The 15,299-nt window shown below is 59.8% G+C and carries 12 protein-coding genes and 1 pseudogene; 9 read left to right on the forward strand and 4 right to left on the reverse strand.

The window, feature by feature from the left end; translation table 11 throughout:
* Nucleotides 1-104: 104 nt before the first annotated feature.
* Nucleotides 105-689 carry a TetR/AcrR family transcriptional regulator gene (locus AB7531_RS26075; protein WP_063983759.1) on the reverse strand — a complete coding sequence of 195 codons (585 nt, stop codon included), beginning with the start codon at nt 687-689 and terminating at the stop codon, nt 105-107.
* Between the two features lie 78 nt (nt 690-767).
* On the opposite strand from AB7531_RS26075, the gene AB7531_RS26080 reads away from it, so the two are divergent.
* From AB7531_RS26080 to AB7531_RS26090, 3 genes are all read left to right on the forward strand, one after another.
* Entirely contained in the window at nt 768-1,265 is a 498-nt protein-coding gene (locus AB7531_RS26080) for a peptide deformylase (RefSeq protein ID WP_231144870.1), read from the forward strand.
* A gap of 428 nt (nt 1,266-1,693) precedes the next feature.
* Complete coding sequence (locus AB7531_RS26085) at nt 1,694-3,436, forward strand: adenylate/guanylate cyclase domain-containing protein (RefSeq protein WP_231144868.1); 1,743 nt, start codon at nt 1,694-1,696, stop codon at nt 3,434-3,436.
* Between the two features lie 751 nt (nt 3,437-4,187).
* Nucleotides 4,188-5,138, forward strand: a complete 951-nt coding sequence (locus tag AB7531_RS26090; RefSeq protein WP_354122525.1) for a transglycosylase SLT domain-containing protein — start codon at nt 4,188-4,190, stop codon at nt 5,136-5,138.
* Nucleotides 5,139-5,619: 481 nt separating this feature from the next.
* Here AB7531_RS26090 and AB7531_RS26095 read toward each other — a convergent pair whose 3' ends face one another.
* Nucleotides 5,620-6,639: a phosphatase PAP2 family protein gene (locus AB7531_RS26095; protein ID WP_063983761.1), complete on the reverse strand. Its 1,020-nt coding sequence runs from the start codon at nt 6,637-6,639 to the stop codon at nt 5,620-5,622.
* Between the two features lie 154 nt (nt 6,640-6,793).
* Between AB7531_RS26095 and AB7531_RS26100 the strand changes: the two genes are divergently transcribed.
* The 6 genes and pseudogenes from AB7531_RS26100 (at nt 6,794) to AB7531_RS26125 (ending at nt 13,985) form a co-directional block, all read left to right on the forward strand.
* Complete coding sequence (locus AB7531_RS26100; protein WP_187387726.1) at nt 6,794-7,783, forward strand: phosphatase PAP2 family protein; 990 nt, start codon at nt 6,794-6,796, stop codon at nt 7,781-7,783.
* Nucleotides 7,784-8,057: 274 nt separating this feature from the next.
* Nucleotides 8,058-9,023 (forward strand): annotated as a pseudogene (locus AB7531_RS26105) (ABC transporter substrate-binding protein).
* A 297-nt stretch (nt 9,024-9,320) separates the two neighbouring features.
* Entirely contained in the window at nt 9,321-10,994 is a 1,674-nt protein-coding gene (locus AB7531_RS26110) for an arylsulfatase (RefSeq protein ID WP_063983765.1), read from the forward strand.
* 360 nt (nt 10,995-11,354) lie between these two features.
* The gene (locus tag AB7531_RS26115; RefSeq protein WP_028157629.1) at nt 11,355-11,618 is read left to right on the forward strand and encodes a hypothetical protein; all 264 of its coding nucleotides are present in this window, start codon (nt 11,355-11,357) and stop codon (nt 11,616-11,618) included.
* 291 nt (nt 11,619-11,909) lie between these two features.
* Nucleotides 11,910-13,238 carry a H(+)/Cl(-) exchange transporter ClcA gene (clcA, locus tag AB7531_RS26120; RefSeq protein ID WP_084795165.1) on the forward strand — a complete coding sequence of 443 codons (1,329 nt, stop codon included), beginning with the start codon at nt 11,910-11,912 and terminating at the stop codon, nt 13,236-13,238.
* A gap of 360 nt (nt 13,239-13,598) precedes the next feature.
* Nucleotides 13,599-13,985, forward strand: coding sequence for a hypothetical protein (locus AB7531_RS26125; protein ID WP_063983766.1), 387 nt, complete (start codon nt 13,599-13,601; stop codon nt 13,983-13,985).
* A 147-nt stretch (nt 13,986-14,132) separates the two neighbouring features.
* Here the strand turns inward: AB7531_RS26125 and AB7531_RS26130 are convergent, their stop codons facing one another.
* On the reverse strand, nt 14,133-14,651 hold the full coding sequence (locus AB7531_RS26130) for a hypothetical protein (protein WP_063983767.1): 519 nt from the start codon (nt 14,649-14,651) through the stop codon (nt 14,133-14,135).
* Between the two features lie 162 nt (nt 14,652-14,813).
* Entirely contained in the window at nt 14,814-15,239 is a 426-nt protein-coding gene (locus tag AB7531_RS26135) for a hypothetical protein (protein WP_187387727.1), read from the reverse strand.
* Between the last annotated feature and the right edge of the window lie 60 nt (nt 15,240-15,299).

Below are 15,299 nucleotides of genomic sequence, written 5' to 3' on the forward strand. Positions count from 1 at the left end.
GCACTCTCTCCTTTACCTACTAGTTGGTAGTTTTCCCGCACAACAAGTCACCCTCGCCCGCAAGCTCACCTGCGGGCGTGTCGTTGTCGTCTCGTCGATATGTTTCAGTGCCTGGCGGACAACCGATCCAGCAGCGGCCCGGTGATCACACCGAACATCTTTGGATCGCCATAGGCACGCGCCGACAGCATCGCGCCGTGAACGGTCGCCATGAAGCCTTCAGCCTCGATCTTCGCTGCGCTGGAGAGATGCAGCTGCCCCTTCCGCTTGCCGCGCTCCATCACCGAGGTCAGCCACGACGCCAGCGAACGGAAATGCGCGCGGACCTCAAGCGCCACCTGCTCCGGCAGGATCGGTAGCTCGCAGGCAAGCAGCGCACACACGCAGAAAGGCGCCGTCGCATCATTGATGCACGCCTCCCAATACCGGACATAGCTTTTGAGCTGGTCGCGGGGGTCCGCGACATTGCGTTCGAGCGCGGACAGTCCCGCCTCGGCTTCCGCGCGATAGCGCGACACGAGGGTTCGGACCAGATCGACCTTGCTGGCGAAATGGTGGTGGATGCTCGGCTTGCGGATACCGACGATTTCGGCCACGTCGGCATAGCTGAAGCCGTTATAGCCGCCCGCGATGATCAGGGTACGCGCGCAGGCCAGGATGTCGTCGGCCGTCGAGGAAACGTTGGTCATGGCAGATTGACTACCTTCCAGTTGGTAGGCAGTCAAGAACGGGATGCTTCAACCATCCGTGAGTGGTAGGGAGCCTGCATGACCATTCGTCCCCTCCTCCGCTATCCCGATCGCCGGCTCGCGACGCCGGCCCATCCCGTCACCGCATTCGACGGCGCGTTGCGCGAGCTTGCAGCCGACCTGCTCGACACCATGCGCGCCGCGCCCGGCATCGGCATCACGGCGCCGCATATCGGCGTGCCCTTGCGCGTCGTCGTGCTCGAGCTCGACGCCAAGGCGGGTCCGCAAACCTACGTCAATCCGGAGATCGAGTGGGCTTCGCCCGAGATGATCCTGCACAAGGAAGGCAGCGTCTCGATGCCCGGCGTCAACGACGAGGTCCAGCGCCACGCAAGGGTGCGGATCAGCTACTGGGATCTCGACGGCAACATGCACAGCGAGGAGTCGGATGGCTTACGCGCCGTTTGTCACCAGCACGAGATCGACCAGCTCGACGGCATGTTCTGGATCCAGCGGCTGTCGCGGCTGAAGCGGGAACGGCTGGTGAAGAAGTTCGAGAAGATGTCGCGGGATTGAGCGCGTCGCACAGCCAGTGCAGGCTCGCCGACAGACCTGGTTGTGTCGATGCGTGTTGCAGCTCTGAGATGTTCATGGATTTCGGTAGAGGTCGGCACTGGGTCTCGGCATACAGAGCGAGATCTCAGAGAGAACTCCCGCCACTGCAGCTCCAGGTTTGCACGAAATTCAAGCCGATTGGCGTTGTACTTCCAGAGGGCGTGTACTCATTGAGGCGAGATGTCCGCTTTCGGATGCGAAGCAGAACTCACGTGCTCGATCCAAGCCTTACCGGTCGTGACCCAACTCGGACCTTCCGAGTTGCCGCAACAGCAAATGCCACCTCGGGGCAACAGGGCCCTCCCGCGATTACCGCTCACAGGTCCGCAACAAAGTGCTAGGCTCCTCCTGGCCCCAGCGAATTTTTGGCTGGCCGTTCGGAGAGCGCTGTGACGGAGCAGCGGGTTCAAAGGCGATTAGCGGCGATTTTGGCTGCCGACGTGGTCGGCTACTCTGCGTTGATGCAACGCGCCGAGGAAGCTACCTATGCCGAGTTCGAGCGGCTCAAGCGAGAACTGATCGAGCCGAGCCTCTCCCGCCACGAAGGCCGTCTAATCAAGACAACGGGTGATGGCGCACTCGCCGAGTTCGCCAGTCCCCTGGCCGCCATGAGATGCGCGGTTGAGATACAGGATCATCTCGCCGAGGGTAGCGGTCCATTCAAGCTACGCATCGGGCTCAACCTTGGTGACGTGATCGTTGGACAGGACGACGACCTCTACGGCGACGGGATCAACATTGCTGTTCGGCTGGAGGGGATCGCCGATCCGGGCGGTATCCTGATTTCCGACAAGGTCTACAACGAAGTCGAGGGCAAGCTAGACGCTGGCTTCGAGGATCGTGGCGAGCAGCAGCTCAAGAACATCTCCAAGCCGGTCCGCGCCTACGCTGTCCGCGCCGGAGCGCCAGGGGCGCTGACAGAGGGGCTGAGTGCGGCCCCGCCACACCCGGACAAGCCTTCCATCGCCGTACTGCCGTTCGAGAACATGAGCGGCGATCCCGAACAGGAATACTTTGCGGACGGAATGGTCGAGGAGATCATCACCGCACTGTCGCGCTTCAAGTCGCTGTTCGTGATCGCGCGCAATTCGAGCTTCACCTTCAAGGGTCGAGCGGTCGATATCAAGGAGGTCGGGCGAAGGCTCGGCGTGCGCTATGTCCTCGAGGGGTCTGTGCGGAAGGCGTCGGGGAAAGTTCGCATCACAGGGCAGTTGATCGATGCGGTTACAGGCGCGCACATCTGGGTGGACAGGTTTGAGCGTGACCTGACCGACGTTTTTGCTCTTCAGGACGAAGTAACGCTCGCCGTTGTCTCGGCCATTGAGCCAAAGATGCTTCAAACAGAAATTGAATTGGCGACGCGGCGGCGGCCAGAGAACCTCACCGCGTATGATTTTTATCTCCGTGCCATGCCGCAGTTCTACCTAAGGACCCGCGAAGGGTTGGCCGAGGCAATCCGACTGTTCCACCGCGCCTTGGAGCTCGACCCTCGGTTCGGCGCTGTCGCGGCTCTGGCAGGTGTCTGCCACATGCTCAACGTCCTTTTGGGCTATGCCAACGACCCTCAGTTCGACCGCAAGGAAGCGGTTCGGCTTGCTCGTTTGGCATTGAGCATCGACGATGGCGATCCGGACACGTTAGCAAGGGCTGCCGTAATCTCGGCGTTCATGGTCGGCGATCGTGAAGCCGAGATCGAAATGGCTGACCGGGCGGTCGGGCTCAACCCAAATTCATGGCTCACATGGAGCTGCAGAGGCCATGTCTATAGAATTGCGGGGCTGCCGGAGGAAGCGATCTGGAGCTTTGAACGTGCCGTTCGCATGAGCCCAGTAGACCCGCTACTATACATGACGCTTACTGGCATTGGGCAGGCCCTTATCGAGCTTCGCCGCTTTGACGAAGCCATCGTCGTATTGAAGAAAGCCCTTCGTCAGAACCTTTATTTGGCAACTTACCAATGGCTCGCGTCCGCCTTCGCCCATCTCGGACGTGACGCTGAGGCGCACGACGCGGCGGCGCGTGTGCTTGAGATCGATCCCGCCTTTACAATATCGGCGCTTATCGCCCGGGCCGGACTATCAAACGCAAAGCTGTTTATTGAGGGTCTTCGGAAAGCGGGGTTGCCCGATTAGCTCTCCATCCCATGAGGCGATTGAATAGCGGCACTCTGCTGCGACGCATGAGTCCGGTTATGGCCCATCGCTTCAGTTTGCGACATGTCCGGAGCGGGGAGTAGACCGGAGTCTTCGAGCTACGGGCCAACCGACGCGATTGACCCAACTGAGACATTGGCGCACTAGTTTACTGTTGTGCAAGAATGCGGCAGGCGCTGTGGTAAGCCGCAACGCTCCGGCCCGAGCGGAGACAACGGTCACGGCAGACCTGAGCTTGGCTAGACCAGCTCCGCTGAGACCGACGCTAGCGCGTCATAAAGCGGATCGCGATTGTCCATTCCCAGCGAACCGTCCTCGGGTCTTGCGACGTCGCGGCCTCGAGATGCTTGGGAGCGGTGTGCGCGCGGGCGCCGGTCTCGATGCGCTAACGCACGAAGATGCCTTGTTTAGCGATGGTTGCGCGATATGGCGCCCGTCCTGTTCCTCGGCGGGAGGCGCATCACGACCGCAACTTTCAATTTAGGCAATCTTGGCGACGTGACCGAGACCGGCCGCACCTGCGCCACAGGTGCGCCCCATTGTCATCCCCTCACCTCCTTAATCTGCGTGCCAAGTCGGGGACGTGAATGGGGGGACCGCGGCCGCGCGGCTGGCGACATTGAAGATTTGGCAAACAAGCTGTATTGCCGGCGCGCTGACAGCGACTTCGCTTGTCGCGATTGGTCAGATCGCGGTACCGCGCCCAAGCATCGCAACGCCGAATGCAAGAGTGGCTGATGCATTCAGCGGCATCCCGCTGAATGTGACGACGGTTCTGTCAAATGCTGGCGCCGCGTTTCCGGCCCCGGCCATCGAGACGAAATTCGATACAGGATTATCGGCTAATGCGATCGTTGCGGCGGGATTCAGCGCCGCGGCGCCGGACTCGGTGCCGCCGTCCGATGTAACCACTTCGCAAGAGCCAATGGTGCAGGTCGCCAGCCTTGAGGCAGCGTCGCCCGAGAACTCGGCAACGCTACAGCAGGACCGTCCGCCCGTTGCTTCGCCCAATCCGGGCGAAGGCAAACCGTCGTATCTCAAATACTACGTCTACTCGGAAATTCCGCCGCCGGAAAAACCCGCAAAGATCGCCTTGTCGGCGTTGAGCGACGTTCCGCTCGGAACGCCCGTCCAGGAGATCGAACGTGCAGCCGAAGCGTTCGGTGTCGATGTCAACTTCATGAAGGCGGTCGCCAAAATCGAATCCGATTTCAATCCCAAGCAACGCACCGGCTCCTATATCGGCCTGTTCCAGCTGAGCAAGTTTGAGTTCAGCAAATACGGATCGGGCGACATCCTCAATCCTCGCGACAACGCTGTAGGTGCCGCCTACAAGTTTCTCAGCGAGGCTGCGCTATTCGAAATATTGACGCAGAAAAAGCCGACCCTTTCCGACCTCTACCTGATCCACCAGCAGGGCTGGGAAGGAGCCGCCCAACACATCAGCCGTCCGCAGCGGATTGCCTGGAAGTCGATGTGCGCAACCCGGGAGGGCTCGGCAAAGGGCGAGCGATGGTGCAAGCGCGCTATCTGGGGCAATACGCTGCCTGCGGTCAAACGCGAATGGAAGTCGGTCGATGATCTCACCTCGGGTGCGTTCGTGGCGATGTGGCGGGACCGCGTCGACACGCTCTATGCCCGCTATCCTGTGCTAACGGCGGCGGCCGAACGCTCGAGATAGAACAGCTTGCGACTGCGCACACGCACACCTCTGGGTCGACATTCGTTTCGTCGAGAAGCTGTGTCGGCAATCTAGTTTCCGGCGCCAGGTAAGTTTGCGTTCCGCTCAGAGACTGGGTGGTTGTTCGGCTCCCGCGGCCGGATTGACCCAATACCTCGACCAGTGCCGCTCCGCGGCCCGGACTCCTAGATTATTCACAGGCAATCACGTCGGCTGATAACCCATCAGCGAAGTGACGACACTCCTCGTTGAGGTCCGCTTAGTGGGGTGAAGCGGACTGGATTTGCTCACTCTGAGTTCTTCGCATTTTGACCCAAAGCGGTCGAACGTACCCAATCTAGTTGTTGTCATCGTCTGCTGTGGGAGCCTTCCGAAGAAGGTAGGAGCGCAGCCAGCAAAATTAGTGCTTTCCCCAAATTTATTGAAACGTCACCAACGTTAGACTCTGTCACCGGCACGCCAGTGGTGACCATTACAGCAGTCATTGCACGTGAAGCTCTGTCACTTGAGACACAGGCGACGCTCCTTTCCAACGGCCTTCCTGAGCCAGATGGTTTCCGAGACGTTGCACAGTGTAAATTGATCCGAGGGCAACGACCAATCCAGCCCAGACATCAGCGAAGAAGTGCCCACCACCGATCGGCGTAGCCGCGATCATGACGACATTCCACAAAAGGCCGGCGATCCTCAGCCACCGGAACGGCCAAAGAGCCCAAGCGTAAAGAACCGCACAAACGGCATGAAAACTCGGAAACGTCAGGATAGAACCTAGAGAATAGGCGTTGAGCAGTCTGGTGGTGCCGTCGCGCACGAGCGGAAGTTCTTTCAGGGTCCCGTAGTAGACGACTGGTTCGATATTGGGATGGTCGGCCGGCACGATTCCGACCGCGTGATAAGCGCCAATCGCCGGCACCAGCGTGGAGATGATGGTTGTCGCAATCAGCGCGATGGCGAAGCCAAACGCGAACTCTGCTGCACGTCGGTGATGACCGAACAGCGGCAGGATAAACATCAGGATAAGAAGCTGCCGATGGATGGAACCGTATGTTTGCGTGAAAGCCCAGCGCAGCGGCAGTTGGTCGTTCACGAGGCCGAGGTAGGCCCTGAAATCGAATCCAAGCATACGGTCGAGCGCCAGCAGATTTTTTTCCTGCATGGGCAAATTCGCTGCAGCCGCGACGTAACCGAGAGAAATGAGCAGCACGAGCATTGAAATGAACTGCGCCAGCGTTATGAGCGTGGCGTAGATGTTCGCGTTTCTGGCCGCGGATCGCTCATTGAGATGACCGATGATACCGTAGAGCCCGGCCATTCCGAGCATGGCGAGGTAGCTGCTCCACTCGACACGGAAACTGGTTAGCAAAAGGCCAAGACAAAGACTGACCAGAACGAGGAAGATGAGCGCCCAATTCAGCTGGAACAGGCGCAGAGAAACAAGTTCGTCTTGCGTTAAGCTGTCCTGCTTTGAATGTGACGCCCCCCCATAAGACTCCAGAGCCATTTGCAGTCACCCGTGGAATTGCGATAGCGCAAATAGCATTACAACCATTAATACATTAACAATAAAAGCGTGTGTAACAGATTGGGTACACGCCCTGGCACGCCCTCAGATTGTAGGTCGTTGTGGCTATTGTGCTTCCAAAGAGGAGTCGCACTTGGTCGGTCACATGGAGCGACGGATTGCAAACAGGTTGCAATTGATCAATTGGAGCCTTGTAGCTGGATGTGCGATGTCACTTTGCCTCGGACTGGCTGTAACAACCTTCACGCTGGAAGGTCTGGTAACGACGGAGGTCGTCACAGCGCCAGCGCTGGCGGCTACCGGGTTGTGGCTCATGCGGCGGAGTTGGGGCGAGCGACCGGCATTCACGATGCTTGCATTTGCGCAGATGGGATCTGGCGTGATCTGCGCGGCGCCGCTGTCGTATATCGGCTTGAGCGCCGGGATGCCGCTGCAGGACTCAAGATTCGCCGAGCTCGACCGATTGCTCGGCCTGGATTGGCCTGCATATTTCCATTTTGCGATGGCCAATCCGGAATTGCTGCTCTACGCCAAGTTCTTTTACGCAATGATCCTCGTGCCAGCCTTCGGCGTACCGGTCATACTGGGGCTGACGGGGCAATATATCCGTCTGCAGCAGTTCGTGATGGCGGCAATTTTGGCGTTGTGCGTGGTGATTGCTGTCTCCACCCTGTTTCCGGCGATCGGCACCTATTTCGAGTTTGGGCTCCCCTCCGACACCGAGATATTCAAGGCGAACGGATATGGAGGACAGGCGCGCGACATACCGATGCTACGCGATGGCACGCTGCGAGCACTCAAGCTCACGGAACTCGGCGGCATCCTCACCTTCCCGAGCTTTCACGCTGCGACGGCGCTTCTTAGCATCTGGAGTTTGTGGAGCATCTGGTGGCTGCGTCCCGCCCTCCTGATCTTGAATGCGGGAATGCTCGTTGCGACCCCGCTGGTTGGGGGGCATTATTTTGTTGATGTGATCGCCGGCGTGTCGGTGGCTGCGCTGACGATCCAGTTGTCGAAATGCCTAACGGCGGTCGTCGCTGCAAGCCCGCTGGCGGTCTCGACGCAGTCGGCATCGGCGGAACCGGGTCGGCTGGTCGATCCTGCCTTTGGCCGCGGCGTTTGAACGGCCACGCCGTCGTAAGAAGTCCCGGTTTGGGATACACCTTTGGACGCCGGCTTTTGGCTCCAAGCGGTCGACCCGGCATGTCCGCTAGATGTCCGCTCCTTGGGGGTGAAGCAGACTTGATATGCTCAGCCCGAGTTCTTCCGTGTGTGACCCAAAGCAGACTTTCACCGGCCTGATTACACTTCCAAGGCGCCACCTTTTGTCTGTACGATAGTTCGGCTTGGCTGAGGGCCGCATGAAACGGCGCAAGTTCATCACGGTTGTTGGGGGTATGGCTGCAACGTGGCCGTTCGCAGGTCATGCTCAGCAATCGACCAAGCTTCATCAGATCGGTGTGCTTTCACTCGGCCGCGGTGACAAGTCCGACGCAAGTCTAAAGACTCTCGATGCGTTTGTGCCGGCATTGCGTGTGCTCGGCTATACTGAAGGAAAGAATGTCGCGTTTTACCGTAAATTCGCAGACGGCGATGAGGACAAGCTCAACGAGTACGCGCAGGAATTCGTGACGCACCGCGTCGACGCAATTGTTGCTTTGGCTACCCCGGCCGTCCGCGCAGCCAAGAAAGCGACTTCCACCATTCCGATTGTCGGCATAGGCATGGCAGATCCCGTCGACGACGAACTCGCTTCCAGCCTGGCGCGGCCGGGCGGCAATGTCACCGGGACGGCATTTCTCGGCCCGGAGTTGGTGTCCAAACGGCTTCAACTGCTTAAGGAGATCGTTCCCGGTCTCTCTCACGTTGTCGTTTTGTGGCACCCTCGCGCATACGGTGAGCGCACAATGAAGGGGATGCTGAACGAGATTGAGAGCGCCGCCCGATCTCTCGGAGCAAGCTTTCAACTTGTGCCGGCGGATAGCCCCGCCGATCTCGAAAGCGCGTTTGCGGAGTTGGCCAAAGCGCGAGCGGATGGTCTCGTCGTGTTTCCTAGTCCGATGCTGTACAGCCAGTACTCTCGGATTGTACCCTTTGCCGAGAAGAACCGCCTCCCGACGATCTAAGCCGCCAGAGAGGGCGTGGAGCTCGGTGGCCTTGTCTCTTACGGAGTCAACCTGCCTGACCTGTCACGCGCGACCGCTATCTATCTGGACCGAATACTCAAAGGCGCAACGCCGGCCGAGTTGCCGATACAGCAGCCAACCAAGTTCGAGCTGGTTGTAAACCTTAAAGCGGCCAAGGCGCTTGGTTTGGCGGCTGGTCGAGACTCTCTCCTGACCGCCGACGAAGTGTTCGAATGAGCAGGCAGAATGTCTGCGATTGGCCCCTTTGAGACATGCCGCCCCTCACGATGAATGTCGGTTTTCGGGGGTAAAGCGGAAGTAGCGCGGACATCGCCAAACCGTCGCTTTTTGACCCGCAGCGGACATCGTGGAGCGACGCCTAGCAAGCGGCATAGACCCGTCACAATCGGTGTCTTGATCTAAATCAAACAATCGCACATTGAACACGCTGTGGCGCAGAGCTAAAAAGCACGACTGCGACATATCCATTCGTTTGGCACAAGTGACCGACCTTTGAAATCGGAGGAAGCAGTCATGAGTATCCGAAAGAGTGTTGCGCACGGCATGTTCGCACTGTTCGGCGCGATGTTGGTTGCGGTACCTCAAGCGACCGCACAGCAGCAGAAGCGGCCAAATGTCGTCATGCTAATGACGGATGACACTGGATGGAACGATTTCGGCGCCTATAGCGGGGGTGGCGCCGCGCTCGGCCATCCAACACCAAACATCGACCGGATCGCTAAGGAAGGCGCGACGTTCACGAACTGGTACGGGCAAGCAAGCTGCACGGCAGGCCGCGCCTCGTTTATAACCGGACGTATTCCGATCCGTTCGGCTCTCTCCATCGTGGTCGCTCCCGGCGATGAGAATGCGCTCAAAAAGGAGACGCCGACCATAGCCGAATTTTTTCAAAAGAACGGCTACTCCACCTACTTTTCTGGCAAATGGCATCTCGGTGATAAGCCGGAGTCCTATCCGATCGAGCACGGGTTCGACGAGATGAAGGCGTTCGCCGCATACTATCCGGGCGTCTACACCTATGCCGATACGTCCAAGTGGTTTCATCCATGGTTTCCCTCGTACAACCCAGAGATCGCGAAAGCCTATTTTGATGTCGTAAACATGTACGAGTGGGAGGGAGTTGCTGGACAACCGGCGAAGAGAGGCGAGTACATTACGTACGATTACCTCGCCAACTTTGACGTCCGGCAGGCTGATTACGCAATCGATTACATCAAGAAGCACGCCAAGGACGCCAAGCCATTCTTCATGGACGTCAATTTCATGAAGATGCACAACCCGACCAACGCATCATCAAAATTCGCCGGGAAGTCGCGGTTGGGCGATTACTCGGACTCGGTGATAGAACTCGATGACGACATCGGCCGGGTCATGGACGCGATCCGTGCCGAAGCGCCGAATACGATTGTGATCGTAACGGCAGACAACGGGGCGTGGCAGGATGCTTATCCTGATGCGGGCACCACGCCTTTCCGCGGCGAAAAGGGTTCAGCATTTGAAGGAGGCTGGCGCGTACCCGGGTTAATGTGGTGGCCCGAACACATTCCCGCCGGTGCAAATTACCATGAAATGATGTCCCATATCGACTGCTGGGCAACGCTCGCCAAGATGGTCGGCCTGAGCCCGCCGCCGCACGGCGCATGGACCGACGATAATGGCAGGCCAATCTACTTCGACAGCATCGACAACAGCGAGTACATCCTCGGCCGCGCGAAGCACTCGGCACGAAGGTCGTGGATTTACATCGACGGCGAAAGCTTCATGGGAGCGCGGGCGGATGTCGGCGGTGATCCAACCAACCCCGATCTCAGCATCGCGTGGAAGTATCTCTGGACGGCCAAGGACACTTGGCTCGGTCCGGAGCAAAATCTCGGCGCGATTGGCTCGGTCTACAATCTGACGATGGACCCATTCGAGAAATACGACATGGTTTTCAACGGCGCGATGTCGGCACGTATGCCATTGCAGTCGCCGGGCAAGTACACCGGACAGGACAACGGCTGGGTCTTGGCACTAATCTTCCCCGTCGTGATGGAGTTCAACAAATCGATTGCCGACTATCCAAGCATCAAGCGTAAGCCGGGCGGAGCCTCGAACGATTGGAGACCGGATCTGCAGCGCCCGGAAAACCCGGTCCCGATGCTCGACATGAAAAACCTGCCGAATATCAAGGGGAGCGGTGGGTAATATCGCGACGTCCCGTGAAGCCATTGGCTGACGGGCTGCATCAAGCGGCATACGGCGGGTCGGCTTTCACGAGCGGCTCGCCGTCGCGCATCGAGTGCTTGCCCGGCGGGAGCCAACGTCGCCTTTTGGCCCATCAGCGAAGTGACGACACCTTTCATTGAGGTCCGCTTGGTGGGGTAGAGCGGACTGACTTTGCTCACTCTGTGTTCTTCGCATTTTGACCCGAAGGCGACATCCGAGGAGGTCGCCAGACAATAGCCTTGCTGAGATCACTCTCCTTGACATTTCAGCTTGTCGACGCTGACGCTGCATTGCTCGGCGATCGTCTTGCAGCCTTCGCAGCGTTGGAAAGGTATCACCATGAGGAAGACGTTGTTGGCTCTCGCTGCCGTCGCGACTTTGGTCGTTTCAGCAGCCTCGCCCGCTTATGCTGGTCCGCGCTATGATTACGGCCCCGGCGGCAATCCGTATCCGCGCACTTATCCCGGACCCGGCGGCTATCCGTACTGGTCGGGCTATGTCGATGCCCCGGTTGGAGAGCCGATCCCGCCCTGCCACTGGATAACCCAGCGCTTCTGGGACGGGCATGGCTGGCGCGAGCGCCGCGTGCGCATCTGCGGCTGATCAGGTCGCGGCTGTTTCAGTTGTCTGTTTTTGGCCCGTGGCTGACCTCTGCTCAGAGGGCTGCAATGTCTGCTTTCAGGAGATAAGCGAACCAGGTCAAGCAGGTTGTCGAAGTCAGCCTGTGACCCAAAGCGGGGCCTTGGTTCGGCGCACCTTTTCGTTGGGACGTGCGGTGAGGTCCCTCGGAGAGGCAGTTGTTCGGTCAAGTTGGAAGCATTCTTTTCCGGGACATTCGCCAGTGATTTTGGCAAAGATTAGCCCTTGCGAAGGCCTCGGGATCATCGACCAGCCGTGGACCATAACCCTGACGACGACCGGCAAGTCGCAGACGAACGTCGCAGCCTGTTGGGGCTCGCGGCGATGGCTCTCATCATAGGAGCGGCGACTGGATGTGTTGGGGCGATCTTCCGGCTTTTGCTCGCGCATGCCGATCGTCTGCGCGATGCGATGATCGCCTGGGCCCATGGCCACGCAATCTGGGGGTTCTTGACTGTCGTCGGCGCGTGCGGTGTCGCGACCCTGGTTGCCGCGTGGATGGTACGGCAATTCTCGCCACACGCTTCGGGCAGCGGCATTCCGCATGTCGAAGCTGTTCTGCGCGAAGAGATCCCGCCGGCTCCGTTTCGCCTGGTGCCAGTGAAATTCTTCGGCGGAATACTGGCGATCGGCTCCGGGCTGGCGCTGGGCCGTGAGGGGCCGACCGTCCAGATGGGCGCCGGTATCGCGGTTTTCGCTGCGCGCGTCTGCCGGTTGTGTTGGGCGGACTCGCGAGTGCTTCTGGCGGCCGGCGCCGGCGCCGGCCTTGCAACGGCCTTCAATGCGCCGATTGCCGGGCTCGTGTTCGTGCTGGAGGAACTGGTGCAGAGGTTCGAACACCGTGTTGCCGTCGCCGCCCTTGCAGCGCTGGCGACGGCGATCCCGGTCGCAAGGCTGCTTCTCGGCGACGCGCCCGACTTCCAGGTCGCGCCGCTGAGCTATCCCAGCGCTGAGTCCGCCCCGCTCTTCCTTGCTCTCGGTGGTATCGCGGGCCTGCTGGCCGTCGCATACAATCGTACCCTGCTCGCGACCATCGCGTTTCGCGACCGATTTGGAGGACTACCGATCGAGCTCCGCGCCGGATTGATTGGCGCAAGCGTCGGCATGTTGGCCTGGTTCGCGCCCGAACTGGTCGGTGGCGGAGATCAGATCACGCAGCGGGCGCTGATCGGCCACGAGAGTGTGGGGATCCTGGGGGGCGCGTTCCTGATCCGATTCGGACTCGGCGCTCTCTCATACGCTGCCGGCACGCCCGGCGGCCTGTTCGCACCCTTGCTCGTGCTGGGAGCCCAGTCTGGGTTGCTGTTCGGGGCGGCTTGCCGTCTTGCATTCCCGGCGCTCTCTATCCAGCCGGAAGCATTTGCTTTGGTGGGCATGGCCGCTCTCTTCACCGGCGTTGTGCGCGCGCCGGTGACCGGCATCGTTCTCGTCGCTGAAATGACCGGTAACGTGACGATGCTGCTGCCGATGCTGGGAGCTTGCTTCATGGCGATGCTGCTGCCCATGCTGCTGGGTAATGCGCCGATTTACGATTCCCTGCGTGAGCATACGCTGCGCTTGGAGCGGCAAATCAGACAGAGATGAGATCGGTGTCACCCACCCCAACGACGCCGATGCGTTGCAACGTTCTGAGCCTTCGACCTCCCCATCGGCAATTCTGTTCTTGAGCAGCGTTCATTTCCGCTTGTGGGCCCCTGGCGGACGCTTTGTGGTCTTTGCTCAGATGTCGGCTTGTGACCTAGCCCGGACGTAACCGCTGTGCCCACGCGGGAACCAGGACCTCCCTCAATGCGACGAAACAAAACCTGCCGGGATGAAACCATTTTCCGGCGTTCACGAAGGAATGGTGAAACCGCCGGCCATTAGAAAGCGACCACAGGAAGCGATGGGCCGAGGGGGCGCTGCGTAGGGAACGACAATCGCCGTGGGGCGAGGAGCGAAGCCATGTCACAGATTCGCAAAGCTCTTCTAGGCGCTGTCGCGACCGCCTTGACGCTCGGTGCCGTGCAGTACGCTTCAGGTCACGACCTCGTAAACCGCTGGCAGGCGGTCTCCGAACAGCCAAGCCACATCGTCAATCGCGCCGGCAAGGCAGATCATCTTGCCGACCGCAAGCCTTTCGCAGTTCCGACGAAAACGGTTTCGCTGCGCTTGAACGATCTCGCCGATACCTCGGTCTTGCTGCGTATTCCATCTGCGCAGGCCCGCACCACCAAGCCGCCGACGCTGCTGCGAAATCAGAGCCGTAAGCCGACACTTGCCTGCGAGCCCGTGGTCAGCGCGCTCACGGAAGTCGCAAGGCTTCTGCAGCCCGGCCGTTGCGTGACCTGATCGGCTCAATCCTCACCGTTCATACGCCGACCGGAACGCAAACGGCCGCGCGTTGCCCTCATGCGCCAACGGCTGCTCGAGGCAGCCGCCGATTGGTAAGAAGGGCGAGACCTCTGTCGGAGCGTACTACTACTTTAGCGGTTCGTCTCAGCCCGCGCCGGCCAGTGCCGCGGCATCGGCGCTGAGCCGAGGGCGTGCCAGAAAATAGAATGCAGTGACGTGCGTGATCATCAGCAGCGGCACGTAGATGATCGGGATCGCGTAGGTTGAGCCAAGCCACTCCGCATGCGCGGGAAGGCCGACCTGGATGGCGTCATAGTAGTCGACGACGAGGTCGACCGTGCCAGCGAGATTGAAGGCGACGACGAACAGCCAGAAGAGAGCGCGTATCCTCACCGTGAGAAGCGCCAGCATGGCCAGCACCCCGGTCGCGAAGTCGCCCCAGGCGGCGAACACCGCGAAGCCAGCCGGCAGGTCCGGGCTCACGATGCCAGGAAGGATGAAGACGAGCCCGAAGAAGCGGAAGCTGTGCAGAGTGGCGATGGCACGATGCGCGTCGCGCCCGTCCATCGACCTGAGCCAGGGCCAGACATACGTGCCGAAGCAGAGCAGCCACGCGACATAACCGAGGACAAGATGTATCCGGAAGAGCGTTTCTGTCGTCATTTTGGCCTCCAATCAGATCGCGACTAGCGCATGGATCAACCAGGTCCATACTGCCGTGAATGGGACGGGCCAAAGCAGGCCATGCCAGGCCCGAAGCGGCGCGACGATCGCAGCGGGAGCAGCATCAGTGGTCATCGGCCGTCCTCCATCCCGGTCTCGCCCTTATTGCCGACGCTCGGGATTGGCCATGAGCAAGCGGAGCGGCAAAAGCGGACCGATTGCGATGTACTCGTGGTCCATCAGATCTTGCCTGGCCAATGGGAGATCCCCCATGATCGCCTGCGCCCCGGCGACATCCCCGGCATCGACGAGGAAGATCGCTCCGCGCCCATCGCCACGCGAATACCACTCGCGAATTTTCCCATTGAGATAGAGCTGCACCGTCTGCTGGATTTCAGCCGGCATGACGGCCATGACCTGCTCGCGCGTGACGCCCGCCTTCACGGTCAGGATGACCATCACCCCGGTGGTTGTGGGCGACATGGCTTGCGAGATGGCTTGTGTTTGGGCAACGGATGGATCGGTCATGGAAGTCGCTCCCATCAGGGTTAGGGTGAGCATGACGACAAATTTACGGATGACTTTCATCGGTTTCGTTTCCCGGAGCACGGCGGTCTCCTTTGTTCTTTGAGATCGCGCTGACGTCGC

It is taken from the genome of Bradyrhizobium sp. 63_E2_N1_3 (genome assembly GCF_052076005.1).
In the GTDB taxonomy this organism is placed as follows: domain Bacteria; phylum Pseudomonadota; class Alphaproteobacteria; order Rhizobiales; family Xanthobacteraceae; genus Bradyrhizobium; species Bradyrhizobium barranii.

Coding starts and splice junctions, on each gene's coding strand:
- AB7531_RS26075 (WP_063983759.1), bottom strand. CDS start 689: ATGACCAACGTTTCCTCGACGGCCGACGACATCCTGGCCTGCGCGCGT.
- AB7531_RS26080 (WP_231144870.1), top strand. CDS start 768: ATGACCATTCGTCCCCTCCTCCGCTATCCCGATCGCCGGCTCGCGACG.
- AB7531_RS26095 (WP_063983761.1), bottom strand. CDS start 6,639: ATGGCTCTGGAGTCTTATGGGGGGGCGTCACATTCAAAGCAGGACAGC.
- AB7531_RS26110 (WP_063983765.1), top strand. CDS start 9,321: ATGAGTATCCGAAAGAGTGTTGCGCACGGCATGTTCGCACTGTTCGGC.
- AB7531_RS26115 (WP_028157629.1), top strand. CDS start 11,355: ATGAGGAAGACGTTGTTGGCTCTCGCTGCCGTCGCGACTTTGGTCGTT.
- AB7531_RS26125 (WP_063983766.1), top strand. CDS start 13,599: ATGTCACAGATTCGCAAAGCTCTTCTAGGCGCTGTCGCGACCGCCTTG.
- AB7531_RS26130 (WP_063983767.1), bottom strand. CDS start 14,651: ATGACGACAGAAACGCTCTTCCGGATACATCTTGTCCTCGGTTATGTC.
- AB7531_RS26135 (WP_187387727.1), bottom strand. CDS start 15,239: ATGAAAGTCATCCGTAAATTTGTCGTCATGCTCACCCTAACCCTGATG.